The sequence below is a fragment of the Mycobacterium sp. FW102-FHT13B02 genome, assembly GCF_058790275.1.
Genome location: NZ_JBYTCM010000017.1, coordinates 49,674 through 75,368, shown reverse-complemented (window position 1 = coordinate 75,368; position 25,695 = coordinate 49,674). Strand labels below are relative to the sequence as shown.

Sequence of the window (25,695 nt, the reverse complement as noted above, 5' to 3'; positions counted from 1 at the left end):
CGCGGGTCAGACCGTGTGAGCGGCGGAGGCAACTGCAGCGGCGACGAATGCGTCGCGGACGGGGTCGGCGGCAGCGGCATCCCAGATCAGCGTGACCCCACCAGGTGGCATGTCCTCGATGGGTACGACGCACACGTCAGGCCGCCGGTAGAACGCCGTTGCCGACCGCGGCAGGATCGCGAAGCCCTCGTGCGCGGCGACGCGCTCAAGTTTCTCCTCCATGGAGGTCGCGGGGCGGGGAGTGGCGCGCCGGCGCTCGGGCGTCGCGACGGCGTACCACTCCGGAATTAAGGAAGGATTCTGCAAAGGGCAGTGTGAGCCCAACTCGGCCAGCCGCACTGACCGTCGGCCGGCAAGGGGGTCGTCGGCGGGCAGCAGCGCGTCCCGTGGTTCTTCGAGGAGGGCAACGGCTCCCAGCCCGCGGTGGTCGATGGGCTCGCGCGCATAGACCACGTCGAGGGTGCCGTCGCGCACCGCGTCGAGCTGCTCGGTGGCACCAATCGGGACGACCTCGGCGCGGTGGGCGGGGTTCGCCGATTCGAAAGTCCGCACGGCGGTGGTCGCCAACAGCCCTGGCATCACGCCGACCCGCACGACGCGCGTGGGAACGGCTACGCGAAACAGCTTCTCCCGCAGTGCCTGTGCCTCCGAGAGCAGGAACCGTGCGTCCTGCAACAGCTGGCTACCGGCGGCGGTGAGTGTGGTGCCACGAGTATCGCGGTTGAGCAGTCGGACGCCGAGCTCGACCTCGAAGGCCCGGATCTGTCGGGATAGCACCGGCTGGGCGATGTGCAGCCTCTGCGCGGCGCGCCCGAAGTTCAGCTCCTCGGCGACGGCGACGAAGTACCGCAGCTTACGCATGTCCAGGTCGGTGCCCGTCATACCCCAAGGGTATCGCCAGGCGACGAAAAGGGTCTTGGACGAGCACCCTCTTCGAGGCGGACCGTGAAGTCATGGGTCTTGAGAACACGAACGTCCTCGTCATCGGCGGCACCTCGGGCATCGGCCTGGGCGTGGCACACGCCGTTGCCAAAGGCGGTGCCACCCCGATCGTCGCGTCACGCCGTCAAGCCAGCGTCGACCGCACGCTGGCGGAGTTGCCCAGCGGAGCGCGCGGCGCGACCATCGACCTGACCGCCCCCTCAGCCCTCGACCAGCTGGCCGCCGACGTCGGCGAGATTGATCATCTGGTGTACACCGCGGGCGAACCGCTTGAGTTGCCGTCGCTGGCCGACATCACGCCAGCGGTCGCCAACGGCTTCTTTCAGACGCGTTTCATCGGGGCGCTCAGCGCAGCGCGGGTTTTCGGACCGCGGCTGCGCTCCGGCGGATCGATCACGCTGACCAGTGGCACGGCTGCGTGGAACCCCAGCTACGGTGCCCTCCCATCCAGCCTGTGCGGCGCAATGAACGCATTGACCGCCGCGCTGGCGCTCGAGCTAGCGCCCATCCGCGTCAACGCGGTCGCGCCGGGCATGATCCGCACCCCGATATGGGATGCGATGCCCGAAGCCGATCGAAGGGCCTTGCACGACCGAGAGGTACAACGAATTCCCCTGGCCCGCATCGGCGAAGTAGACGACGCAGTACGCGCCTACATCTACTGCATGGAACAGACCTTCAGCACCGGCGCCGTCATCACGGTCGAGGGCGGTTCCCTATTGGTCTGATGCGCCATCCAGGCTCTAGACCTGGCAGGCAACACGACATGGGAGGTTTGATGCATAAACCGTCCGCTACCCACAGATCGCTTCGCATCGTAGAGAAACGAGACATGGACTCCCCTCTTCACCTGTCGGCCGGGTCGCGATCTCTCATTCCCTTTCTCTCACACCGCATTTCTCGAGTCCCCATGGTCGGTAGTCGGTGAGACAGTCCAAACATGACTCGATGTTGGGCTACGCCCGTGTCAGCACCATCGGCAGGATCCTCGAACGGCGCCGCGGCTGCACCGTGACACGTCGCTAACTCGCCGGTAGCTTCCAACAATCCTTGTTGTCCGCAGTGTTGATCAATGTGGGAGCGGACGGCTGGAACGCTCAGGTGGGACACGGGGTGCTCGATCCCCTGGCCGCGGTGAGCGGCGGCGGACCGGCGCGGGTGGCTGCGGCACAAGCAGCACCCGCAGCCGGCCCGGATCGTCGACCATCGCGGCGCATCGCGTTCCTCGGCGCCGCCGTCTGCATCGCGGTGGCGGCCGTTGCAGCGACCGGTCGCCGGCAATCACGACGCTAGGTGCCCGGGACGGCTCCGAGTCGATTCGAGTGCCCTGACCGTCACCTCGCGGGCTCGGGCGCCGGCTCCGCGGCCGACGACGATTCCCTGGTCTGTTTGCGCGCGATGCGGGCCGGTCCCGCGACATACCACGCGGCCGCCGCGAGCAGCACAGCCAGGAAGATCCACGGCAACAAGTCCACGGGCCAGGTCGGGATCGGATACACGTTGCGGTAAAAGACATACGCGAGGCAGCACGTGACGGTCATCCCGATGATGGCAGCGACGGTAACGCTGGTCTGTGGCGCCAGGCGCCGGACCAGAACCGGGATGCCCAACCCCATCAGCATGTAGGCGATCATGTAACCGAAGGTTCCCAGGGTTCCGGTGTAGGAGTACACATCGAGCTCGTTGATTCCGCTGGTTCCCAAGCCGATTGCGGCGATCAGGGCGGCGACGCTGAGCAAGATGATCGCCACGTGCGGGGTCTTACGAGTGGGATGCGTCGCGGCGACCTTGCGGTGCACCAGCTGCGATTCACCCATCGATCGCAGCACCCGACTGGCCGCCGTGAGTGAGCCTGTCACACAGGCGAAGTTGGAGGCCACCGCACCCAGATCGATTGCCAGCGCAAGCCAATGCACGCCAAGGCCATCGGCCAATGTATTCAAAGGCGTTGCATCGGCGGCCAGGTTGTCGGCACCGCCGAATCCGACGATCTGCGCGTAAGACGCGTACAGGTAGAGCGCGCCGGCCAGGAGCGCACTGCCCGTGACGGCCCGCGGGATTGTCCGTTGTGGGTCTTTGGCCTCGACGGACAAACAGGCGGCCGACTCGAACCCGACGAAACCCAGGGTCGCCAGTACCATGCCACTAACTACCTGTTGCACGGTGATTCCGGTGGGCATGAGCGGCGCGAGACTGAACCCGTGCCGAAGCAGAACCATGGTGCACACCAACAGAATTGCTCCGATAGAGAGCACCTCGAGCACCACGCCGGTCCATGCGGAGATTCGGACGCCGCGAATCATCATCCATGCCGCGCCGACCACGCACAGGATCTCCAGGACCACCATGACCGAAATCGAGGTGGCGGGCGCGCCGGCGCTCGTCGGTGGAGCCACTCCGAGAAGGGGTTTGGTGTACTGCGCGAATTGCGCGACACAGCCGACAGAGATGAGCAGGTACCCGAACGCGAGACCGGTCGAACCGACGAACCCGACCGCTCTGCCGAATGCGGCGGTGATATGCGAGAGCAGGTCCTCTCCCGGCCGCAGCCGCGCGGCCCGGGATACGCACCAGCCCACCAGGAGCAGCACGCACAAGGAGACGGCGTAGGAATACAAGGTGCCTACGCCGGCGCTCGCAGCCACAAGGGTTGCGCCGGAAACCATTACGGCGCTGGGCGCGATACCTGCGGTCGACTGCGCGACAAGCTCGACACCGGTCATGCTGGCGGCGGCAAGTCCGGTATCTGAGTTCTGCTGGGCATCTCTGAGTTCCTCGAGCCGCTCGACATTGGGTAATGACGGCATTGATCGGCCTCCTCGATGATGATTGGTCGGTCCACGGCAACACGGCATGGACCGCATGCCGGCTACGGCGCCGACGGATGATGTGTGGATAGGTCGGAGTGACCTAGCGGGGCAACCGCTTTCGGTTCACTGCCACCCTCGACCAACCTTAGGGTGAGGGTGTTACAAGCAGTTGCGTCGAATGTTACGTACGCTAACAAGACTGCTCTGTCATTCGTGTCGGTTGTCACAGAAGTCAGCCGGCCAGCGTTGAGCGCGTTCGCGATCACCTTCGAAATAGCGAACGCGCGCATGGATTATTGCTGATGGCTCCGCTTTTCGTACGCCATACGGCGGAGCCTAAGTACGTCGTGTTCAACACATCCGATCTGCTCAGCGACCTCCGCTGCCGGCAGTGCGGAATTTAGGATAACCCGCAACTCGTTGGCGGAGAACACAGGTTCACTCTCCCAAGGTGCGTAGTCCCATCCCATTTCGGCGAACCCAGTAAACAGTTCATTACTCATCTCGATCAATCCTCACGACCAGAAAAGATGAAACACACTGCGCGGCAGTTACACTCGACGGATGGCGGGACTTCTTAGGTTCGCCAGATACTTACAGCCAAGAACGCTATCAATCCGAGGTAACCGGAGCCAGCACCGATGATTAACGCAGCGTTTCACAGAAACGTGGGCACGTTCGCCGGGCACACGTAGCACTTAATATCCCATGCGCAACATATTGCAACGCAATTCGGATCAATAGCACTCGATCGCTAACTGAGAATCCGACCTTTCACCACCCCATGACACTGAGACGACGAGCGGCACGCACCTGGGGTTAGCGTCGGCGATCGCGCGGACTACCCCCGCTTGGCGAAAACAATTCGGTGCCAGTCCTTTTCGGCAACTGAGGTGATATCGCTCATCACGTGTTTGATCGTCAAGTATTCCTCAAAGGAATAGGCGCTCATGTCTTTGCCGAACCCGGAAGCGCCGTAACCGCCATGTGGCATTTCGGAGATGATCGGGATGTGATCATTGATCCACACGCACCCGGCCTGGATTTCGCGCGCTGCCCGCTGTGCCCTGTACACGTCGCGAGTCCATGCCGAGGCCGCCAGCCCGTACTCGGTGTCGTTGGCCTGCCGCAGTGCATCATCGTCGCCGACGAAGGGCCGCGCGGTCAGCACGGGGCCGAAGATCTCGTCGCGGTACACCTCGGCATCCTCGGCGACATCAGCGATCAATGTGGGTGGGTAGAACGAACCGGGACCCGCCGGCAGGGCACCCCCGGTGACGATCCGGGCGCCCTGCTGCGGCGCGCGGTCCACCATCGCGGCAATCTTGGCCCTGTGCGGCATCGATACCACCGGTCCCAGGTCGGTTTGCGGGTCATAGGGGTCGCCGGTGACCGCTTTCTCGAACAGTTCGGCGACGCCCGCCACGAAGTCGTCGTACAGCGGCCTCGCCACAATGGCGCGCGTCGCCGCGGTGCAGTCCTGGCCAGTGTTGATGAGGGATGCAGCCACCGCGCCGTTGACTGCGGCGTCCAGATCGGCGTCGTCGAACACCACGAACGGCGCCTTGCCGCCCAGTTCGAGCTGAGTGCGGTTGCCGTGCGCTGCTGCCGCCGTCATCACCCGGCGACCAACAGCCGTCGAGCCGGTGAACGTCACCATGTCAACATCGCGATGTCCAGCCAGTGCCGCGCCGACGTCCGCGCCCAGCCCGGTCACTACATTGAGCACGCCTTCGGGCAGTCCGGCCTCGGTGGCCAGCCTGGCCAGCGTGAGCGTGGTCAGCGGAGTGATCTCGGCGGGTTTGATCACGACGGCACATCCAGCCGCCAAGGCGGGCAGTGCTTTCCAGACCGCCATTTGCAGGGGATAGTTCCACGGCGTGATGGTGGCGACCACGCCGACCGCTTCGCGTCGGATGCTTGAGGTGTGATCGGCCGAGTACTCGGCGGAGGCTTTGCCCTCAAGGTGTCGGGCGGCACCGGCAAAAAAGTCGATGTTGTCAATGCTGCCGGGAACGTCGAAGTTTGCCGCTAGCCGAACCGGCTTACCGGTCTGGCTCACCTCCTGGTCCACGAGCTCGTCAGCGTTCTCGGCGATCAGTCGGGCCAACCGCGCCAGAACCGCGGCCCGCTCGGCCGGAGTTGCCCGGGCCCAGTTCGGCTGTGCGGCGCGGGCGGCGGCCACCGCAGCGTCCACATCGGCCGGCGTCGCCAGCGCATATGACGCCACTACAACACCCGTGGCCGGACTGACGATCTCGAACGGCCTCCCAGCCGTTGTCACGGTCTTTCCGTTGATGAAACTACCTGCGACGACCTGGCCTCCACCTGCACTCACGATCTTGCACGCTACCCCAACATCATTACGGATTCCACTCCAAAACATTGCCTTCACGATTGATTCCGTCGATCAGCTTGCATTGAACAACGAAATCCGTGCACAATCGACGCCATGGCCATCCCAGAAGCACAGCCCGATGCTGCTGCGCTGCCTACGCGAAGCAACCAATCTCGGGGCGGCGCCACATTCCAGCTCGACGAACTCTCGAAAGCGATCATCGAGGAACTGCAGCAGGATGGCAGGCAGTCGTACGCCGGCATCGGTAAAGCGGTCGACCTGTCGGAAGCGGCCGTGCGCCAGCGTGTCCAGCGGATGGTCGACGCCGGCGTCATGCAGATCGTCGCCGTGACGGACCCCGTTCAAATGGGCTTCGGACGCCAGGCCATGATCGGCGTTCGCTGCACCGGCGATACCACCCAGGTCGCCGACAAACTTGCCGCCCTCGAGTCCGTCGACTACGTCGTGCTGACCGCCGGAACCTTCGACATCATCATCGAAGTCGTCTGTGAAGACGACAGCCACCTGCTCGACCTACTCAACGCCAAGATTCGAGCCGTACCCGGGGTGCTATCAACCGAAACGCTGGTCTACCTCAAACTCGTCAAACAGCAATACAATTGGGGAACCCGATGACAACATCTGCAGCAGCACAATCACTTTCAACCGACCTAGCGGCCAAGGCCAAGCGCCACCTATGGGGCCATTTCGCACGGCACGGTGCGCAAATCGCCGCGCCCATCATCACCCGCGGCGAGGGCGTCACCATCTTCGACGACCGCGGCAAAAGCTATATCGACGGGCTTTCGGGCCTATTCGTTGTGCAGGTCGGGCACGGCCGCGAGGAACTCGCGGCGGCGGCTGCCCGCCAGGCCGAGCAACTGTCCTTCTTCCCGTTGTGGTCCTACGCAACTCCGCCCGCGATCGAACTGGCCGAGCGCATCGCCAACTATGCACCAGGCGACCTGAATCGAGTCTTCTTCACCACTGGCGGCGGCGAGGCGGTGGAGAGTGCCTGGAAGCTGGCCAAACAGTTCTTCAAATTGACCGGAAAGCCCGGTAAGCACAAGGTCATTTCGCGTTCCATCGCGTATCACGGAACGCCTCAGGGTGCACTGGCGATCACCGGCATCCCGGCATTCAAGGCGCCATTCGAACCACTCACCCCCGGCGGCTTTCGCGCACCGAACACCAACTTCTACCGGGCGCCCGATGCCTACGCACACAACCAGGAGGCATTCGGCCAGTACTGCGCCGACCGCATCGCCGAGGCCATCGAATTCGAGGGTCCCGATACCGTCGCCGCAGTATTCCTGGAGCCAGTGCAGAACGCAGGCGGGTGCTTCCCACCACCACCGGGATACTTTCAGCGCGTCCGTGAGATCTGCGACCAGTACGACGTACTCCTGGTGTCCGACGAGGTGATCTGCGCCTACGGCCGCATCGGCTCGATGTTCGCCTGCGACGATTTCGGCTACATCCCCGACATCATCACCAGCGCAAAGGGTTTGACATCGGGCTACTCCCCGATCGGCGCGATGATCGCCAGCGACCGCCTGTTTGAACCCTTCAACGACGGCAAGACGATGTTCGCCCATGGCTATACCTTCGGCGGACACCCGGTGTCGTCCGCGGTGGCGCTGGCCAACCTCGATATCTTCGAGCGCGAGGGCATCAATGCTCACGTGAAAGCGAACGCCCCGATGTTCAGGGCAACACTGGAGAAGCTGTACGACCTTCCGATCGTCGGCGATGTCCGCGGTGAGGGATTCTTCTACGGCATCGAACTCGTAAAAGACAAGACCACAAGGGAGACCTTCGACAGCGAAGAGTCCGAGCGCCTGCTGCGCGGCTTCCTGACCCCCGCACTGTGGGAGGCAGGTCTGTACTGCCGTGCGGACGATCGTGGCGATCCGGTAATCCAGCTGGCTCCCCCGCTGATCAGCGGTCAGAAGGAGTTCGACGAGATCTACAGCATCCTGCACAACGTCCTCACCGAAGCGGGGCGCCGCCTGTAGATGCTTGAGGCGGCGGTGGCAGTTCGGCAAATTCCCAGGCGTAGTCGCGCTTCGGCAGGCGATTACCTGGTGAATTTCCGTGGCAAAACTGTCGAAACTCCGCCGCCTGCATCGCGGCAGCGGCTGTCGTAGCGACCGCGGGACGGCGGTCACCGCGATAGCCCGTCATCAAGGCGCGCACCACAGACACAAGCCGCTGGCAGTACCGACCCCGGATTCACGCATGCCGTGACGTACCACACCAAGTCGGGTCGATACCATACCCCCTATAGTATATTTAGACGTGAGGATGCGCTGAACAAAAGGCGCAGCCAAAACACCGCTTGCTATTCATCGCTCCGGTCGGCATACAGCTGAGCGAGACTAAGCCGGTAAGGGGACTGCTCGATGCTCAGTGTTACCGCGCCGTTGTGGGTAGGTCTGCTGATCGGCATCGGATTCGGGATCGTGGCATCACTATGGGGAATCGGGAACCCCGAGACCATCATTCGGGCAGCGCGACTAGTCGATAGACTCTTGCTGGGGTGCTTTCTTCTCGTCACCGCCGTGGGTGCCGTCGTCCTTTACGGACTGTACGCGCTCGGAGTATCGATGCACTTCTCGCCCAAGCCCACCTATCTCTATGGCGTGGTGGCCGGCGGCATCTTGTTCGGGATCGGCATTGCCGTCAGCGGCTACTTGCCGGGCACGGCGCTCGTGGCGCTGGGGGAAGGCCGCCGTGATTCACTGGCCGCGATACCAGGCGGGTTACTGGGAGCCGCTGCATGGACTGCCCTGTACAGCACGCCCTTTGGACACTGGCTGGTGTCTGCGGGCAACCTTGGCGACCTCGTCGCGGGAGGCAATATCCACCAGGTTGCTCCCGGCAGGATGTTGGCCATCGCGGCGGTGTACGCGGTACTGGCGCTGAGTGTTTTGTACTTCCTGCCCCGCTACCGGGGCAGCAAGCATTGTTGCTTGCGAGATATCGGTGGCACATCACTTGACGACCACGATCGTGAAATGGCGCGCGACACCGCCGAATACCTATACGAAGGTGCCCTCCCCGCCCCGCGACACGCACTGCTGAGGCGGCTCTCTCGCGACCGCGTGACAGAACCCGGATTCTTGATGCGCACCACTGCAATCGCCGCCGCGCTGGTCGCCATGTTGGCAGTACTGTCATTGTTCCTGCGCCAACAGTTCGGGCAATCGACGACTTACTCGTGGGTCGTCGGACAACTATTCATGCCGAATTTCGCCTACTCGCGGGAGGTCGCCGCGACTATCGGCTGGGAACCGCTGAGCGATCTGGGCGTCTTGATAGGCGCGTTCCTATCCGCGTACTTCCTGAGCCGGCGGTTTACCGCCTTCCGCCCGGTAACCCCACCGTCGTGGCGGAATCGCTTCGGTCCAGCGCCTGGCAAGCGCGCGGCGGCGGTGTTCGGCGGATCGTTCCTGACCCTCTTCGGCGCTCGGATGGCCGGTGGTTGCACGAGCGGGCACACTCTCAGCGGAGGCGTCCAATTATCAGTCAGCGCTTGGGTCTTCACAGCTTCGTTGGTGGTGGCGATGGTCATCACGGCCCGCTATGTCTACCGCGACGCGAGATGGCAGGTTGCCGCAATCGCACAGACCAGCCAATCCGCGCCGCGCTAATCGGTGACAACGGGTTACCTCGCGACTGACAACTGCCGGTATTCGGGAAGTTGGCTGCCCACCTTCCCGCGACGAATCGCTTTCCTCGGCACCGCCGCCGGCATTGCCGTGGCTGCCAGCGCCCTTACGTGTCGTCGACCGTCACGGCATCAGCCCGTCCCGCAGCACCTCAGCCGCGGCCACACTCAATTCGGGACCACCCGGGAGCCGGGCCAGCAGCGGCCAGGGCGCGGGCAGCGGCTCATCCTCCAGGCCAAGATATTTCGCCGCCTCGGCATCGTGGATGCCGTATCGCACGCCGTGGTCCGACACCAGATACAGCGGGCCCGTGACCGATCCGCCCAGCACTCCGGTGGCGTGCACGTACGCGTAGCGTCCCGCGGGGATCGACACGGCATCGATATTCGGACCGTCGCCGTCATCTTGCGCCAACGGCACCGCACCTGTCCCCGGTTTACCTTGCAACACAACGGTATCCGCACGGACGCCGTCCGATCGCCAGTGCACGCACACCGGGACCTCGCTCGGCAACGGCGGACGGGCCTGCTCCGGGAAAGTCGACACCGCAAGCTCCCGGACGGCCGCAATGGCGGCGATAGCCGCCGGAGGCACCGTCCGAAGTTCACCGTCTGCCACGCCATGGGCGAAGCGGATGACGTCGGCCGCGACGTCGCCGACGCGCTGCAGACCGCCCGCCAGCACCACGTGGTGTTCTGCAGCGTCAGCCCGGCTCACCCGCAAAACCTGGCCGACGACGAAACCGCCGGGCCCTTTGCCGCCGAGGCCCGGGATCGCCGGGGCCGTGATCGGGGGCAGTTCCGGCACGAGGTCGAGAACAGAGCGTGACACCTTCCGGGGTATGACGCCATCGAGGCGCAGCGCCCGGACTACCGCCAGGTCACGCAGGTCGACTTCGGCGCGTTTGCCCTCGTACACGAGATACGTGGCGGCCAGGTGTTCGCCTGCGGCCGCCGCCAGGATCGGCCGTGCCAGGTCGGGTCCTTCGGCGCCGGCGGCCAGTACCGTGCGCCCACTGTCGCAGACCTGCCACGATGCCACCGTGAGCGGCCTCCCCAGTTCGGCTGGGGCGCCCGGGATTCCGACGAGCGGACCACGCGGTGCGGCGGCGATCGCGTCGGCGCCGACGATCACCGGGTTCACCGCGGACTTGGCGACCAGCCGGGCCGACGCGAGATTCAGCGCGGGGTGCAACGCTTATCTGGGGTTAAATTCTAAATAATCGGCATTTATGCGTGTTGATCTGCGTAAATATCAACGGGAACATGTACCCTTTTAGGGTATGAGGGCCAGAAAATCGTATGGTTTCTTGCGGCGTGGCGCGAAGTTGGATGTGGTGTACCGGGGTAAATCTTTACCCCATGGAACTGCACGACGATCCTCAGGCGGTGGTCGAGAAGCTTGTCACCCAGCACACGCTGGTGTTGGGCGAGGCACACGGCGACCTGGCCGCACGTCATGTGGAAGTCCCGGACCGTTTCGCGGATCAGGGCAGCGAGGTGCGGCCGATCGCAACGTCGTACTCGGTGCTGGAGACGTTCTTGATGTCGAGACGACGGCGCCAGACACCGGATTCGACACTGAAAGTCAAGGCGGGCAACGGGATCGGTGTACTTCTCCTGGACGGGAAGGGGTCGCGGATCTATGTGCGCAAGCATCCGCGCAAGTACGACGGCAGCCTGATCGAGCCGGTGAAGTATGTGCCCGGCGGGGAGCAGCTGAGCATCGAGGAGGAGATCGGTCACCCGATCGGCGGCGAGGACGGCATCCCCGAGCCGCAGGGGTATCGGGAGTACCTGTTGTGGTGGCCGGACAGCCGGGGGTTCTTCGGCGGCGCGGCGCTGGCTGCGGGCCTGTTGCTGGACAACATTCAGGTTCTGTACGGCAGGACGCCGCTGCCGGCACCGATCTTCGAGGAACGCAGCACCACGGTGGGCTTGGGTCGGCCCAGTGGGGGTTCTCAGGGGCCGACGAGGCTGGCGAAGCGGCGCCGCGACGAGGACTTCACCGAGGTCGACGAGAATCCCGCCTTCGACGAGGAGGATGGCACCCCGCCGGAGTTGTCGTAGCTATCAGGCACAGTGTTGGGTGCTTGCCGGTATCCCAACCCGGTGACGTTGAATTGAGCGCACGATGATTGAGGTTTTTGGTGTCCGGGTCCGACAGGCCCGGTTGTTGCGACGAATGACAGCAAAGTCGGTGGTCGAAGCCGCCGGGTGGAGCCCTGCCCGGCAGTCCCAGATCGAAAAAGCGCAGATTATCCGACTCGATGACGCCGATGTCGAGTTGCTGGCGGGGTTGTTCCGTTTCCCTGAAGCATTTTTCGACTCAGAGCCGCAGACCCGGGTATCGGCGGGCGAGTTGTTGTTCCGGGCGCCCAAGTCGATGACGGTGGGCGAGCAGGATTTTCTGGCGACGTTCGCGTCGCTGGCCGGCGATTTCCTCTCCGACCTCGATGGCCGGTCGAAGCTGCCGCCGGTGAAGATTCCGACTATGGCCCCCGAAGAGCTGACGCACCGGTCGATCGCGGCGGCCGCGGCACGTCTGCGGGCAGCAATGGGTGTGGATCACGATGAGCCCCTTGATGATTTGATGTACGAAGCCGAGCGCCTCGGTGCCCCGGTGATCGTCCGACGCCGGGTGGCCGGGGAATGGGAAAGCGAGTTCGCCGCATCCCCGTCCCCGGCCCCGGCCCGCGATGAGAAGCATCTGGGCTATTCGAGCTGGGTAGGCCGGATGCGGGACCGGCCGCTGATTGTGTTGCGGGACAGTGACTCCTGGGAGCGGACCCGGTTCACGATCGCCCACGAACTCGGGCATTTGGTGCTGCACTCGCATGCCTACTGCTCGGTGAGCCCGGCCGATGAGCTCGAAGCCAACCGGTTCGCCACCGAACTGCTCGCCCCGGCGGCGGCCATCGCCGATGAGGTGCCGCGGTTGTTGTCGCTGTTGAATCTGCGGCCGCTCAAAGACAAGTGGGGGTTGTCGCTGGGCTCGCTGATCATGCACCTGCGTGATTCGCAGTTGATCCCGGCCGATCGCGCCAAAGCGCTGACCACGCAACTGCATTCACGGATCAACCCGGCAACCGGGCACACCTGGGGCATGACCGAGCCGGGCTTTGATGACCGCGCTCCGGAGCGGCCCCGGCTGCTGCGCAAGTGGGTGGAACGCTGCTACGGCGGCGCATCAGTGCCGATGCTGGCCGCCCGGGAGACGATGATCTACCCGGCCGATGTGCTGGACTGGTTCCTGGCGACCCAGCGGCCGGCGCCGGCATCGGAGCGCCAGCCGGTCGCGGCCAGCGTCGGTGCGGTCCGCACCCCCGCGCCAGCGGCCGCAGCGCCGTCGCCGGTGGTGCGGTTGGATGATTTCCGCAAGGGCCGGCCGCGGTGACCACCATGGCGCGGGGGCGCTGCTGACGATGGCTGCGGTGCAGCGGATGTGCTTTATCGACCGCCCACCCACCTACACGGTGGTGGGCCCCGACAAGCTGCCCGTTGCCCCGGCTCGGGAGTACCTGGCGTTCCTGCGTGATCAGGGCGCGTCGCCAAATACGGTGCGCGCGTACGCCTATGGGCTGGCCGCGTGGTGGACGGTGCTGGAGCACACCAGCACTGCGTGGGATGACTTCCCGCCCAGCCTGTTCGGCACGTTCCTGGCCTATCTGCGCCGCGGGGATCTGCCGGGGGTGGCGCGTATCGGCGAACCCGCCGTGGTGAGGGCGGAGTCCACGCTGGGGCCGCGCAGCGCGGCGGTGCTGGCGATGTACCGGTATTTCGCCGACGCGCACGACCTGGACCGCCCGTACCGGCGGCTGTACTCGACGCATGCCCGCACCAGCCGCCGAGGCCGCTATGCGCCGTTTCTGGCCGGCGTCGGACCCACGACCGAGACCAACGGGCCACTCTATCGGCTGCGGGCGGTGCAGCGTTCCGAGACGCCGGTGCTGCTGCCTGAGCAGGTCAACGCGATCCTGGATGCGTGCAGCGTGCAGACCATCACGGGGGTGTGGTCCGGTGGCCCGGCAGGCCTGCGGGACCGGTTCTTTTTCGCGTTGCTCGCCGAGACCGGGATGCGGATTGGTGAAGCATTGTCGTTGCGGCACCAGGATTTTGACATCGCCGGTGGCGGCACCCCGTCGGTGCTGGTGGCCGGGCGCGATGATCATCGGCGCGGGCTGCGGGCCAAGTCGGGGCCGCGGCGCATCTTCATCGGCGATGACCTGGTCGCCCTCTACAGCGAGTACGTCTGGCAGCTGATCTCCGATGGCGCCGACATTGCGGTCGGGGACCTGGCGACGCATTTCGTGTTCGTGAACCTGGTGCGCGGGGTGAAGTACGCGGCGCTGAGCGCGGACACCATCTACGACAAGGTCGATCTGATCACGGCGCGCTGCCCGGACATGCTGCCGGCGGATTGGACACCGCACTGGCTGCGGCACACCCACGCCACCGCGCTGTTGCTGGCTGGGGTCGAGCCACATGTGGTGATGCGCCGGCTGGGCCACGCCGACGTGCAGACGACGTTGTCGATTTACGGGTGGGTGACCGCCGATGCCGCGATGCGCACGGTAACCGAATGGACGAACTATGTTGCGGGGTGGAAGGTGCACAGTGGCGGGCAATGACCGACTTGTACACAGCGGCCGGCAGGGCGGCGCCGAGGAGCAGTGGGCAGCGCAGTGGGACCGGGTCCCGCCGCCGTGGCGGACCCTGGTGTATCACCTCGATCAGGCCCCGGCCAACGCGCTGTTTGTGCCCAATCCCCGGTATCGGCCGGTCGCTGAGGGGCATGACTTCACTCCTGCCGGTGTGCCGCAACGGATCTGCGATGAGCTGGCGTGGTGGGTGTGGCTATGCGGTGAGGAGGACACCCGCAAGGTCGAGCCGTCACTGCTGAAGTGGACCAGCCGCGCGGTGGGGATCGCGGCCGCCGATTACCGTCAGCAGTATCGCCGGCCTCTGGCCTCCATCGCTGAGCTGACGCCCGAATCGATTGTGCGCCACGGGGTGCTCGACTTCGAGCGTCGCAACGGGCGCCTGCCGTCGGCGGGGTTCCGCACTAATGTCACCAACTTCGTCGAACACTTACACCTGCATGTGGCGGTGCGCTGCACCCCGCGGCCCTGGTGGGACCACGACATCTGGAACTTGTACGCCGACCCCAGGATTCCGCGGCGTGAACACGAACCCCATCACGACCAGGTGGTGCGCCTCGGTGGGATCGAACCGGCCTGGTTGCGCGACGGCGTACGGTTCTGGCTGCGCACCGCGCTGACCGCGGAACTGCTGCGGTGGTCCTCACTCACCTCACGGGTCCGGGACATGAGCCGTCATCTCGGCCCGTTCCTGACCGACCGGCACATCGCCGACCCGGCGTTGCACGCCGACCGGGCCGCGGTGCGGTTGTTGTTTACCGACTTCACCGACTACCTCAAATCACCGGCGGCGCAGGCGAAACCGGACCGGCCGTTGTCCTCGACCGCGATCGGTGGGATCCAGTCCCGTATCCAGACGTTCTACACCTTCATGGTCGATCACGCCGAGGAAGCCGCGGTCGCGACCGGTGAGCCACGGTGGGCAACCCTGACCGATACCCACACCCGGTTGTGGGGTGCGGCGTTCCGCTCCCGCCGCGCCCGCACCCCGACGGAGTTGACGTGGTATTCGACCGCCGAGCTGCAGCAGATGCTGTGCTATCTGGATGTTTTGGCCGCCGACAAGGACGCCCCGGTGGTGATCACTCATCCCGATTCGACCATCTCGGTGGTCGCGGGTCTGGGTGATCCGCAGGCGGCCCGTGCGTGGCTGCTGCAAGCGTTGACCGGGCGGCGGGCGTCGGAAATCCTGATGCTCGATGCCGATCCGCTGGAGGCGATCCCCGGCCGTGACCGCGCCGCCGCGGCGGACCCGGAGGGGTTTGTGGCCAAGCTGCGCTACCAGCAGACCAAGGTCGACGGGGTGTGCCCGACCATCCTGGTCGAGCAGGCCATCGTCAACGTGATTGTCGAGCAGCAGGACTGGGTGCGCCGGCACCACCCGGAGCTGTCCCCGAAGTATTTGTTCCTGGGGGTGCGGTTCCAGCACCAGGGCCAGCGGGCCCGCAGCTACAACTCCTACCGGCTGATCCTCGACCGGCTCGATGGCATCCACGGCCTCACCGACAGCGCCGGGCGGCCGTTGAAGTTCAGCCAAACCCACCGTCTGCGGCACACCCGGGCCACCGAACTGCTCAACGACGGGGTGCCGATTCACGTGGTGCAGCGCTACCTCGGGCATGCCTCGCCGGAGATGACGCTGCGCTACGCGGCGACCCTGCAGGCCACAGCCGAGGCAGAGTTCTTGAAACACAAGAAGATCGGCGCCCACGGCACCGACATTGCGATCAGCCCGTCGGACATTTACGACATGACCCAACTCGCGGCGCGCACCGACCGGGTGCTGCCCAACGGGGTGTGTCTGCTGCCTCCGGTGACCACCTGCGACAAAGGCAACGCCTGCCTGTCGTGCGGGCATTTCGCCACCGACGCCACCCATCTGGACGAACTGGTCGACCAGCGCACCAAGACCCTGACCTTGATCGACGTGCGCCGCGAACAGTTCCAGGCCCGCACCGGCCGCGAACTGACCGACGACAACGTCTGGATTCACCAGCGGCGCCGCGAGGTGGCCTCGCTGGACGCCATCATCGGACGCCTGCAAGCCACCGACGCTGATGACGCCGCCGGGATCGGGGGCGCCGGCACGACGGGCCGCGGACCCGGCCTGCAGGTCAGCACCCGGGGCAGCCACGAATCGGTGCTCCGCAAAGCCGACCCGGGAGCACCCCGGTGACCCGCACACCCCCGCCGCCGCCGACAGCCAAAGCCAAAGCGGCGCTGGCCACATACCGTGACGGTGTCAGCGCCGACAAGCGCCGCGACATCGAAAAGGCCATCAACTACCTGCGCAAAACCAAGGCCACGATCAACGTCTCCACGGTGGCCCGCCGCGCCAAGGTGCAACGCAAAACGGTCCTCAAACACGACGACCTGATGGTGATCATCAACCAGTACCGCAACCGGCCGGCCGCCGGCGGTGACGACCCTCCGGCCACGAGCCGTGAAAACAGCATCATGGCCGCGTTGCGCCGCAAGATAGCCGCCCAAGACACAGAAATCAACGAACTCAAAACCACTGTGGCACAACAGCAAGCCACCATCGAACTGCTCTACGGACAACTCGAGGACCGCCGTTACGGCAACACCACGAGTTAGCCGCGGTGCCCGTACTGTGTGCGCAGTCCGCGATCTGTGCTTGATTCGCGCTGGCGGCGCCGCAGCGCCCAGTACCAGGCCGCGGTGGTGGCCACCACCGCGAGTGCGGCGATCACGGCAACCCCGATGGTGTGCTCTTGCAGCCATCCGGTCGCGGTGGCCGACCAAGCGGTGAGCACGGTGGCGCCGCCGGTGGTGCGCCCAAGCGCCGCCGGTAGCCAGTACCACGCCAGGTAGGCGCCGGTGGCGAGGAGAACAACCGCGGTGGCGCGGGTCCCGTGGCGGGCCAGGATGCGCAGATGCGGCGCCAACGCGGCCCCGGCGGTGGCGGCGCCGACGCTGACCAGCAGCAGCACGGTCGCCGCGCCAGCGGTGTAGGAGGCGAACACCGCTGCCAGTGCGCCCCAGCCGCTGGTGGCCTGGGCTTGGGCGATGACCGCGAGCAGCACCCCGAAGGTGCACGACAGTGAAGCCAGGGCATACCCGACGCCGGCGGCCAGGACAGCGCCGGCCGCCGTGGATGGTGCGGCCCGGTGCCGCATCCAGTTCGGTACGCGTAGCCCAACCGAGCGGCCGGCGAGCATGATCACACCCAGCACGATCAGGGTGATCCCGATGGCGATCCCGAGCCAGGGTGCGGCCGTCACCAGGACGCGGGCACCGGCACTGATCGCCAGGCCCGCGGTGGCGAGGGTGCCGGTGAACCCGGCGGTGAGCAGAAGGCCGGTGCGCAGGGCGCCGGCCAGCCGTACCGGGACCGGATCGCTCTTGCTGCTGGTGATGGTGCCCGCGATGAACGCCGGCAGCAGCGCGAAGCCGCAGGGGTTGACCGGGGCGAGCATGCCGGCGGTGAACGCCAGCGGCAGCAGGTTCACCGTGCGGCGCTCGGGCCCAGGGCCGTGAGGATCTGGTCCTGCGCGGGGGCGTGGCCGCGGTAGGTGATCCGCCCGGACGGGTCGATGACCAGCAGCGTGGTCTGCGCGGTCACCTGGTAGCGGCTGGTCAGGTCTCCATGGGTGTCGATCACGGCGGGCAGGTTCGTGTCGCCGATCTGGTCCAGGAACCGGTGAACGTCAGCGGTGTTCTCGGTGGGGACCATGTCCACGGCGAGGAATCGGGCTGTGCCCGTGGCCTTTTGGACGGCGGCCCGGGCGCCGGCCACCGCGGTGCCGCCGCCGACGCATTCGCCGCACCCGGCGGAGAAGAACAGCACCGCCGTTGGGGACGTGGCGGGTAGGTCAACGGAATGGCCGTCCACCGTGGTCAGCGCCGCCGGTGCGGCCGCGCCAGTGGGCGGTGCCGGGGTTGTGGTGCTGGTTGTGGCCGCCGGTCCGCAGGCGGTCAGCGCACCGGCGGTCAACAGGGCCGCCGCGACACCGTATACGGGCCGTGTCAGCCTTGATCGTCGGTCAGGCATGGTCGCTCTTTTCTTCGGTCCAGGTGCGGTGTTGCGTTTCGGGATGGGGTTCGCCGGGCGGGCAACAGCTGTCACCGTCCCGTCTGCGGCGTCGGGCGGCGACCACGGCAATAGCCACGAGCACGGCGCCCGCCCCGATCAGGCACGGATCGGCGAGCACACCGCCCATCCCGGCGAGCGCGCCACCGGCGATCAACACGGGCCCGAAACAGCACACAGCGAGCAGCAGGACCGCCGCGGCGCCGAGCAGTCCGGGGCGGCGATCTGGGCGACTGCGTTGTGGCGGAAGCTGATTCATCAATTTCTCCTCATGACGTTGGTCGAGCGGTCAGCCGCAGCAGCGGTGGCCAGTCGGGCCCGGCCCGGCGGCACCGGCCTGCGCTTGGGACAGCACCTGTGCGGTCAGCGCCGCGCCGAGCTGGTGGGCTTGGGCGACGCTGACGATCTGGGCACCGGGATGCTGCGCCAGCCACGGTCCGGCGTCCTCGGCGCAGGTGAAGTAGTGCACCTGGTCGCAGAACGAGGACCGGATCGACCTCAGGTCCTCGGGGTTGACCAGCGAGACCACTGCCGCCGCGGGGTGCACCTCGGTCACGGCACTATCGGTGACGCTCACCCGGATCAGCTGCCCGCTGACCGGGGATGCGGACTCGATGCGGGCGGGCCGGCCCACGATGGTGGGGAAAATCAGGGTGTCCAGGGCGCACCAGGTGTACAGCTCGCGGCCGGCCACGGTGAACCGGTGCCGGGTCGGGCGCAGGGTCAGGCCCTGCCCGACGATGCGACCATGGTCGTCGTACTCGGTGTCGGGGACCGCGGCCAGTCGCCGCTGGAGCTCGTCGAGGGAAAACCCCGCCGCCGCAGCGAGGTCACCGGGTTCTACTGGCTGGCCGTCGGCGAGCAGTCGCAACAGCGGCACCAGCACGACCGGGTCCAGCCCAGACTCACCCGGAACAGCCAGGCGGTCAAGGAAATTCGTCATCGGGAACCTCTCGGATTAGGTGGCGGTCAGGAGGCGCAGCAGGACAACCGGGACGCGTCGGTGGTGAAGGACTGCGCGGCGATCTTGATGCCCTCGGCCATGGTCAGATACGGTGCCCACGACCCGGCAACCTGCTCGACGGTCATCTGGGCCGCCAGGATGTACACCCCGGCGGCGGCGATCTCACCGGCATCCTTGGCGACCGCGGTGATCCCGCGGACCCGGCCGGTCGCCGGGTCGGCGACAAGCTTGACGAACCCGCGGGTGTCACGATTCACCACCGCCCGCGGCACGGACGTCAGGGGCAGCACCCGGGCATCGCTGCGCATCCCGGCGGCCGCCAGCTCGGCCTCGGTCATCCCGACCGCGCCGACCGCGGGACTGGTGAACACCACCCGCGGCAGGTTGGTGTAGTTCACCGACCGGTCCGCGTGGGTGAAGATGTTGTCGGCCACCATCGCGCCCTGGTGGGCGGCGACGTAGACGAACTCGGGGTGCCCGGTGACGTCGCCGGCCGCCCAGATTCGGGGGTTCGACGACTGCAGCGTATCGGACACCACGACCTCACCGGCCGCGCCCGTTTTGACTTGCACCGCAGCCAGATGCAGCCCGCCGGTCACCGGCCTGCGTCCCGTAGCGATCAGGAGTTTCTCGGCACGAAACTGCCGTGCGGAACCGTCAACGATGGCCGTCACCGCTATCCGCCCACCACACTGGGCCGCGTGCGTGGCAGCGGCGCCCTCGACCACCTCGATACCCTCGTCGGCGAACACGCCGCGTAGTGCCGTCGACGCCTCCGGTTCCTCCGCAGAGGCCAGGCGGGACCGGACCAGCATCGTCACGGACGACCCCAGCCGCGCGAACAGCTGCGCCTGCTCCAATGCGACGTAGCCGCCGCCGATGACCAGCAGCGTTTCGGGCACCGCGGACAGTTCCATCGCCGTGGTCGAGGTCAGGTAATCGACCTGGTCGAGACCGTCGATCGGCGCAATCCACGGTTGCGCCCCGGTGGCGATCAGGTAGTGGTCCGCCTCGATCGTCTCGACACCGACCCGCAGCACCGGGTCATCGGGCGTGCCGGCGAACGCGGCGTCACCCCAGATGCGCTGCCAGCCGTACGATTCGGCGACCCCGTCGTATTTTTCCGATCGCAGCGACTCCACTAAAGCCTGCTTGCCGCCGATCAGCGCCGCCATCTCCACCGGGCCGCCGTTCGCGGCAATGCCCGGGAACCGCGCCGCATCCGCGGCGCCATGGCGGGCCTCTGCTGCGGCGATCAGCGCCTTCGACGGCACACAACCGGTGTTCACGCACGTGCCGCCGAAGGTGCCGCGCTCGACCATGACGACGGACTTACCCAGTACGGTGGCCCGGATCGCCGCAGCCATCGCCGCGGCGCCGGAACCGATGACCGCCAGGTCGAATCGCTGACTCATGCACCCATCCTGAACCTTCAAGTACACTTGAATGTCAAGTGTTGTTCTGAGGAGACGGTCGTGAGAATCGGGAAACTAGCCGAAACAACGGGGACCACCACCGCCACGCTGCGCTACTACGAAGACGAAGGCCTGCTACCCGCGGCCGATCGCACCACGTCGGGGTATCGCGACTACACCGCCGACACGGTTTCCCGGGTGAACTTCATCCACCGCGGTCAGGCAGCCGGGCTCACCCTCACCCAGATCCGGCAAATCCTCGACATCCGCGACGGTGGCCATGCACCGTGCACGCACGTACGCGACCTGCTCGACACCCGCCTGACTGAGCTCGACGAACAGATCAACACACTGATTGCGTTGCGCGACACCATCACCCGGCTACGGCAGGACGCCGAAACCCTCGACCCACACTCGTGCAACCCGAACCAGGTCTGCCGCTACCTGTAGCCAGCGCCAACACCATGGCGCACCCGCCGCGGTTAGGCGCATGATCGAGCCATGGACCGCGACGCCATCGCAGCCGATCTGGAGCGCGCACGCGCCAGGTTTCACCAGCTGCTAGCAGCCGCCGCCCCGGCCGACTGGCACAAACCCACCCGCGAAACCCGGTGGACCAACGAACAATTGCTGTTCCACATGGTGTTCGGCTACATGATCGTCCAACGACTGCTGCCACTCGTGCGGGTGATGAGCCGACTCCCCGACCCCGTCAGCGCGACATACGCGCAACTGCTCAACGCGGCGACCACGCCGTTTCATCAGATCAACTACTACGGATCGTGCGCCGCCGCACTCATCTACAACCGACGCAGGATGGGCGCCAAACTTGACCGGGTCATCGACGCACTGCAACGCCAACTCTCCCGCGAGACCGCCGACAACCTGTGCCACGGAATGCATTTCCCGACCCGCTGGGACCCGTTCTTCGCCGACTACATGACGCTCGAAGACCTCTACCGCTATCCCGGGCGCCACTTCGACTTCCACGCCGCCCAGCTCACCTTCACCTAGCCCACGGCACTGCCGCGCACACACCTCCGGGCCAGACAACACCAGCGGGAACACCTGTGCCGCACACCGTTCCCGCCAAGGCTCATTCTCACCGCATCACCCAAGCGGGAACATCAATACACACCCAATTCTGACCCCAGATAACCACGTCGAGCCGATCCGCACATACAGCGCGCCCGTGTTCCGGACCATCACGATCGGTGCGTCCCCCAGCCCGCCGGCCGGTGACGCGATCGCGATGACCGCACAGACTGCCACCGCCAGCAACCCCGCGAGCCATCCCGACGCGTATGAAACCGATTGCGCGCGAATAGGTTCCTCGACCATGGCGGCGTCACCACGCACCAGCGCGTGGATCAGCCGACGCGTCTGAAAGCGCCGGCCACTGGCCTCCAACTGCGCGCCCTGTCCCCGAGCCATGTCCATCCCCCGGTTAGCAGCCTAACCGCGGCCGGGCAGGACCCCCGACGCCAATTCTTCCCAGTGATTTATGCACGTTTTGGGACGCTGAGCGAACCTTTTCATGCACGAATCACTAAGAGACGTCGACCCAGTCGAGGGTGCGGCCGACGGCCTTCCGCCAGCCGGCGTAGCCGGCGGCACGCTGCGCGTCGTCCCACGACGGCGCCCACCGCTTGTGTTCCTGCCAGTTGGCGCGCAACTCGTCGGGATCAGACCAGAACCCCACGCCAAGACCGGCCGCGTAGGCCGCGCCGAGTGCGGTGGTCTCGGCGACAACGGGTTTCACCACGTCGACACCCAGCACGTCGGCCTGGATCTGCATGCACAGTTCGTTGGCGGTGATGCCGCCGTCGACCTTGAGCACCTCCAGATGCACGCCCGAATCCGCGGCCATGGCGTCGACGACGTCGCGGCTCTGGTAGCAGATGGATTCCAGCGTGGCCCGGGCCAGATGGGCGTTGGTGTTGAACCGGGACAGCCCGACGATGGCCCCGCGGGCATCCGAACGCCAGTACGGCGCAAACAGTCCCGAGAACGCCGGCACGAAATAGACGCCGCCGTTGTCCTCGACCTGGCGCGCCAGCGTCTCACTGTCCGAGGCGCCGGCAATGAGGCCGAGCTGGTCACGCAGCCACTGCACGGCCGATCCGGTGACGGCGATCGAACCTTCCAGTGCGTAAACAGGTTTCGCGTCGCCGAACCGGTAGCACACGGTCGTCAGCAGCCCGTGCTCCGAGCGGACGATCTTCTCGCCGGTGTTGAGCAACAGGAAATTGCCTGTGCCGTAGGTGTTCTTGGCCTCCCCAGCAGACAGACACACCTGCCCGACCATCGCGGCCTGCTGGTCGCCGAGGATGCCGGTGACCGGCACCGGTGCACCCAGTGGACCGTCGGCCGCGGTCAGACCGTACGGCTCGGACACCGACGACGACGCGATGGTCGGCAGCATCTGATGCGGAATCCCGAAGAACGACAACAGTTCGTCGTCCCAGTCGAGGGTCTCGAGGTTCATCAGCATGGTGCGGCTGGCGTTGGTGACATCGGTGACGTGCACACCGCCGCGGATACCGCCGGTGAGGTTCCACAGCACCCAGGTGTCACAGGTGCCGAAGATGGCGTCACCGCGTTCGGCGGCTTCGCGCACCCCTTCGACGTTTTCGAGGATCCACTGGATCTTGCCGCCGGAGAAGTACGTCGCGGGCGGCAGACCGGCCTTGCGGCGGATGACGTCGCCGTGACCCTCACGTTCCAGCGCCGAGGCGATGCGGTCGGTGCGGGTGTCCTGCCACACGATGGCGTTGTAGTACGGACGGCCGGTGTGCTTGTTCCACACCATCGTCGTCTCGCGCTGATTGGTGATGCCGAGCGCAACCAAATCAGATGCCGACAACCTGGTGTTGTTGAGGGCCGACTGCAGCACCGAGCCAGTGCGTTCCCAGATCTCGACGGGATTGTGCTCGACCCAGCCGGCGCGCGGCAGGATCTGCTCGTGTTCGAGCTGGTGGCGTCCGACCTCACGACCTGAGTGATCGAAGATCATCGCCCGGGTGCTGGTGGTGCCCTGGTCGATGGCCGCTACGAATTCGGCCAATGGCCCGTCCTTCCGCTCAAACGCTGTCGGTGATCACGGTAGGAGACGCAGCCTGGTCACGCGACGCATTGCGGCAACCGGCGTCGGCGCGTCGGGCGGCCACGCGTCAGCTCTCGCGCGCGCGGCGCTCGCGGTACGCCGCGACGTGCTGGCGGTTTCCGCAGTTGCCGGTGTCGCAGAAGATGCGGGATCGGTTGCGCGACAGGTCGATCAGCACCGCGGTGCAGTCCGACGCCGCGCAGGTCTTGAGCCGGCGCAGTTCCCCTGCCCGAATCAGGTCGGCGAGGGCCATGGCCATCTCGGCGCCCATGCGCTGCGCCAGCGGGTCCTGGTCGGCCGCGAGATGCAGATGCCATTCGGGCATCTCCGGGTGCCGGGTCAGCCAGGGCATGGCGCGGTTATCGCTGAGCAGGGCGTTGACCTGGCCGACCACCGCCTCTTCATCGCCTGCCGTGGCCCACAATTCGCCGAGTCGCCGCCGGAGGCCGTGCACCGAGGCCAGTTCGGCGGCGTCGTGGTCACGTCGGCCGGTCCACCCGAAGTCGTTCAGATAGTCGTCCAGGGCCGCCAGGTCGGCGAGTTGGTCACCGTCGACCCGGTCGCTGTTGATCAGCACGCACGCCGAACGCAGCGTGAGCTCCGTGTCATGACTGAAATTCATTTGACTCGTTACACCCGCCCTCCGTAGCGTCATGACCAATCTCAAGTTGACTCATTACATCATTGGAGGCGGCCCGTGACGGCGTCGAACGGTACCGCGGCCGGCCACTTCCGGACCGGCATGATCTTCGCCGTCATGTCTGCCTTCACCTTCGGGATGGCGGGCGCGCTCGGCAAGTCCCTGATCGAGGCGGGGTGGAGTCCCACCGCGGCCGTGGTCGCCCGGCTGACCGGCGGTGCGCTCGTCATGGCAGTGGTCGCGACGGTCCTGCGCCGCGGCTGGGTGCGCGAAGCTCTGAGCCACAAGAGCACGGTCATCGCCTATGGCGCCATCCCGATCACGGGCGCCCAGCTCTGCTACTTCAACGCCGTCACCTATGTCCCCGTCGGCATCGCGCTGCTGCTCGAATACGCCGCACCCCTGCTGGTGGTGGGCTGGGTGTGGGCCACCACCCGGCACCGGCCCAGCACCCTCACCTTGGCGGGCGTCGCGATCGCCATCGCCGGCATCACGCTGGTACTGGGCCTCATCGGCCCGGCAAGCAGGAGCAGCGCCCAGATCAGCCTTGCCGGCATCGCCTGGGGAATGGGCGCGGCCGTCTGCGCCGCGTGCTACTTCGTCATGTCCGACAAGGCCAGTGCCGACGGCACCGGCCTGCACTCCATCACCCTGGCCACCGGTGGGCTGCTGGTCGGCGCTGCGACGGTCGCGCTACTGGGCGTATCCGGCGTCATGCCACTCGCGTTCACCAGCCACGACACCACGCTGGCAGGTCTGACGACGTCCTGGCTGGTACCCGTGATCGCGCTGGCCATCGTGCCGACCGCGATGGCGTACACGTTCGGCATCATGGGCATAGCCCGCCTGCAGCCCCGGTTCGCCTCCCTCGTCGGCCTGTCCGAGGTGATGTTCGCCGTGCTGTCCGCCTGGGCACTGCTGGGCGAGGCCATCACCGGGATCCAATTGCTGGGCGGCGCGGTGGTGCTGGCCGGGCTGGCACTCGCGCGGCAGGGCGACCGCGGCGAAGCGACCTGGCACGACGATTGGCCGGACAGTCCGGAGGGTTTGCCAGCAGGTCAAACAATTGGCCGTAGCTGAACCCGATATGTG

At 66.1% G+C, this 25,695-nt stretch carries 25 protein-coding genes; 13 read left to right on the top strand and 12 right to left on the bottom strand.

Annotation, left to right across the window (positions count from 1 at the left end; all coding sequences use genetic code 11):
• Positions 1 to 6 precede the first annotated feature (6 nt).
• Entirely contained in the window at positions 7 to 882 is an 876-nt protein-coding gene (locus tag AC3WTE_RS23900; RefSeq protein WP_492441492.1) for a LysR family transcriptional regulator, read from the bottom strand.
• A gap of 71 nt (positions 883 to 953) precedes the next feature.
• Here AC3WTE_RS23900 and AC3WTE_RS23895 point away from each other — a divergent pair, with 71 nt between their 5' ends.
• Together AC3WTE_RS23895 and AC3WTE_RS23890 are read left to right on the top strand one after the other, a co-directional pair.
• Positions 954 to 1,670, top strand: a complete 717-nt coding sequence (locus AC3WTE_RS23895; RefSeq protein WP_492441490.1) for an SDR family oxidoreductase — start codon at positions 954 to 956, stop codon at positions 1,668 to 1,670.
• Positions 1,671 to 1,995: 325 nt separating this feature from the next.
• Positions 1,996 to 2,235, top strand: coding sequence for a hypothetical protein (locus AC3WTE_RS23890; protein WP_492441489.1), 240 nt, complete (start codon positions 1,996 to 1,998; stop codon positions 2,233 to 2,235).
• A gap of 41 nt (positions 2,236 to 2,276) precedes the next feature.
• Here the strand turns inward: AC3WTE_RS23890 and AC3WTE_RS23885 are convergent, their stop codons facing one another.
• Together AC3WTE_RS23885 and AC3WTE_RS23880 are read right to left on the bottom strand one after the other, a co-directional pair.
• Positions 2,277 to 3,749, bottom strand: a complete 1,473-nt coding sequence (locus AC3WTE_RS23885) for an APC family permease (RefSeq protein ID WP_492441487.1) — start codon at positions 3,747 to 3,749, stop codon at positions 2,277 to 2,279.
• Between the two features lie 844 nt (positions 3,750 to 4,593).
• A complete protein-coding gene (locus tag AC3WTE_RS23880) occupies positions 4,594 to 6,090 on the bottom strand; it encodes a gamma-aminobutyraldehyde dehydrogenase (RefSeq protein WP_492441485.1) in 1,497 nt (498 codons plus the stop codon).
• Positions 6,091 to 6,204: 114 nt separating this feature from the next.
• On the opposite strand from AC3WTE_RS23880, the gene AC3WTE_RS23875 reads away from it, so the two are divergent.
• The 3 genes from AC3WTE_RS23875 to AC3WTE_RS23865 all read left to right on the top strand — a co-directional run bounded on the left by AC3WTE_RS23875 (position 6,205) and on the right by AC3WTE_RS23865 (position 9,746).
• Positions 6,205 to 6,726, top strand: a complete 522-nt coding sequence (locus AC3WTE_RS23875) for an Lrp/AsnC family transcriptional regulator (RefSeq protein WP_492441484.1) — start codon at positions 6,205 to 6,207, stop codon at positions 6,724 to 6,726.
• A complete protein-coding gene (locus tag AC3WTE_RS23870; RefSeq protein ID WP_492441483.1) occupies positions 6,723 to 8,108 on the top strand; it encodes an aspartate aminotransferase family protein in 1,386 nt (461 codons plus the stop codon). Before AC3WTE_RS23875 ends, AC3WTE_RS23870 begins: the two co-directional genes overlap by 4 nt.
• A 387-nt stretch (positions 8,109 to 8,495) precedes the next feature.
• A complete protein-coding gene (locus tag AC3WTE_RS23865) occupies positions 8,496 to 9,746 on the top strand; it encodes a YeeE/YedE thiosulfate transporter family protein (protein ID WP_492441481.1) in 1,251 nt (416 codons plus the stop codon).
• 141 nt (positions 9,747 to 9,887) lie between these two features.
• Here the strand turns inward: AC3WTE_RS23865 and eccB are convergent, their stop codons facing one another.
• A complete protein-coding gene (gene eccB, locus AC3WTE_RS23860) occupies positions 9,888 to 10,958 on the bottom strand; it encodes a type VII secretion protein EccB (RefSeq protein ID WP_492441479.1) in 1,071 nt (356 codons plus the stop codon).
• 167 nt (positions 10,959 to 11,125) lie between these two features.
• Between eccB and AC3WTE_RS23855 the strand changes: the two genes are divergently transcribed.
• From AC3WTE_RS23855 to AC3WTE_RS23835, 5 genes are all read left to right on the top strand, one after another.
• Complete coding sequence (locus tag AC3WTE_RS23855; protein WP_071289629.1) at positions 11,126 to 11,833, top strand: hypothetical protein; 708 nt, start codon at positions 11,126 to 11,128, stop codon at positions 11,831 to 11,833.
• Between the two features lie 115 nt (positions 11,834 to 11,948).
• Complete coding sequence (locus AC3WTE_RS23850) at positions 11,949 to 13,160, top strand: ImmA/IrrE family metallo-endopeptidase (protein ID WP_162625662.1); 1,212 nt, start codon at positions 11,949 to 11,951, stop codon at positions 13,158 to 13,160.
• Positions 13,161 to 13,188: 28 nt separating this feature from the next.
• Positions 13,189 to 14,394, top strand: coding sequence for a tyrosine-type recombinase/integrase (locus AC3WTE_RS23845; protein WP_071289630.1), 1,206 nt, complete (start codon positions 13,189 to 13,191; stop codon positions 14,392 to 14,394).
• Positions 14,381 to 16,600: a site-specific integrase gene (locus AC3WTE_RS23840; protein WP_071289627.1), complete on the top strand. Its 2,220-nt coding sequence runs from the start codon at positions 14,381 to 14,383 to the stop codon at positions 16,598 to 16,600. Before AC3WTE_RS23845 ends, AC3WTE_RS23840 begins: the two co-directional genes overlap by 14 nt.
• Positions 16,597 to 17,022, top strand: coding sequence for a transposase (locus AC3WTE_RS23835; RefSeq protein ID WP_071289626.1), 426 nt, complete (start codon positions 16,597 to 16,599; stop codon positions 17,020 to 17,022). The genes AC3WTE_RS23840 and AC3WTE_RS23835 overlap by 4 nt, the downstream gene beginning before the upstream one ends.
• Here the strand turns inward: AC3WTE_RS23835 and AC3WTE_RS23830 are convergent.
• From AC3WTE_RS23830 to merA, 5 genes are read right to left on the bottom strand one after another with little or no spacing between them, the layout of a single operon-like run.
• A complete protein-coding gene (locus AC3WTE_RS23830; protein ID WP_071289625.1) occupies positions 17,019 to 17,897 on the bottom strand; it encodes a cytochrome c biogenesis CcdA family protein in 879 nt (292 codons plus the stop codon). The genes AC3WTE_RS23835 and AC3WTE_RS23830 overlap by 4 nt on opposite strands.
• The gene (locus AC3WTE_RS23825; protein WP_071289624.1) at positions 17,894 to 18,439 is read right to left on the bottom strand and encodes a TlpA family protein disulfide reductase; all 546 of its coding nucleotides are present in this window, start codon (positions 18,437 to 18,439) and stop codon (positions 17,894 to 17,896) included. The genes AC3WTE_RS23830 and AC3WTE_RS23825 overlap by 4 nt, the downstream gene beginning before the upstream one ends.
• On the bottom strand, positions 18,432 to 18,737 hold the full coding sequence (gene merT / locus AC3WTE_RS23820) for a mercuric ion transporter MerT (protein WP_071289623.1): 306 nt from the start codon (positions 18,735 to 18,737) through the stop codon (positions 18,432 to 18,434). Before merT ends, AC3WTE_RS23825 begins: the two co-directional genes overlap by 8 nt.
• A 30-nt stretch (positions 18,738 to 18,767) precedes the next feature.
• Positions 18,768 to 19,421 carry an organomercurial lyase MerB gene (merB, locus tag AC3WTE_RS23815; RefSeq protein ID WP_071289622.1) on the bottom strand — a complete coding sequence of 218 codons (654 nt, stop codon included), beginning with the start codon at positions 19,419 to 19,421 and terminating at the stop codon, positions 18,768 to 18,770.
• Positions 19,422 to 19,447: 26 nt separating this feature from the next.
• A complete protein-coding gene (merA, locus tag AC3WTE_RS23810) occupies positions 19,448 to 20,857 on the bottom strand; it encodes a mercury(II) reductase (RefSeq protein WP_492441476.1) in 1,410 nt (469 codons plus the stop codon).
• Between the two features lie 60 nt (positions 20,858 to 20,917).
• Here merA and AC3WTE_RS23805 point away from each other — a divergent pair, with 60 nt between their 5' ends.
• Positions 20,918 to 21,307, top strand: coding sequence for a heavy metal-responsive transcriptional regulator (locus AC3WTE_RS23805; RefSeq protein ID WP_071289620.1), 390 nt, complete (start codon positions 20,918 to 20,920; stop codon positions 21,305 to 21,307).
• 51 nt (positions 21,308 to 21,358) lie between these two features.
• Positions 21,359 to 21,871, top strand: a complete 513-nt coding sequence (locus tag AC3WTE_RS23800; RefSeq protein ID WP_071289619.1) for a DinB family protein — start codon at positions 21,359 to 21,361, stop codon at positions 21,869 to 21,871.
• Between the two features lie 96 nt (positions 21,872 to 21,967).
• Here AC3WTE_RS23800 and AC3WTE_RS23795 read toward each other — a convergent pair whose 3' ends face one another.
• From AC3WTE_RS23795 to AC3WTE_RS23785, 3 genes are all read right to left on the bottom strand, one after another.
• Complete coding sequence (locus tag AC3WTE_RS23795) at positions 21,968 to 22,291, bottom strand: type VII secretion protein EccB (RefSeq protein WP_492441473.1); 324 nt, start codon at positions 22,289 to 22,291, stop codon at positions 21,968 to 21,970.
• Between the two features lie 115 nt (positions 22,292 to 22,406).
• Positions 22,407 to 23,924: a glycerol kinase GlpK gene (gene glpK, locus AC3WTE_RS23790; RefSeq protein WP_492441471.1), complete on the bottom strand. Its 1,518-nt coding sequence runs from the start codon at positions 23,922 to 23,924 to the stop codon at positions 22,407 to 22,409.
• Positions 23,925 to 24,030: 106 nt separating this feature from the next.
• Positions 24,031 to 24,585, bottom strand: a complete 555-nt coding sequence (locus AC3WTE_RS23785) for a CGNR zinc finger domain-containing protein (protein ID WP_492441469.1) — start codon at positions 24,583 to 24,585, stop codon at positions 24,031 to 24,033.
• 120 nt (positions 24,586 to 24,705) lie between these two features.
• Between AC3WTE_RS23785 and AC3WTE_RS23780 the strand changes: the two genes are divergently transcribed.
• Positions 24,706 to 25,683 (top strand): EamA family transporter, encoded by a 978-nt coding sequence (locus AC3WTE_RS23780; RefSeq protein WP_492441580.1) that lies wholly within the window; start codon positions 24,706 to 24,708, stop codon positions 25,681 to 25,683.
• The last annotated feature ends 12 nt before the right edge of the window (positions 25,684 to 25,695 follow it).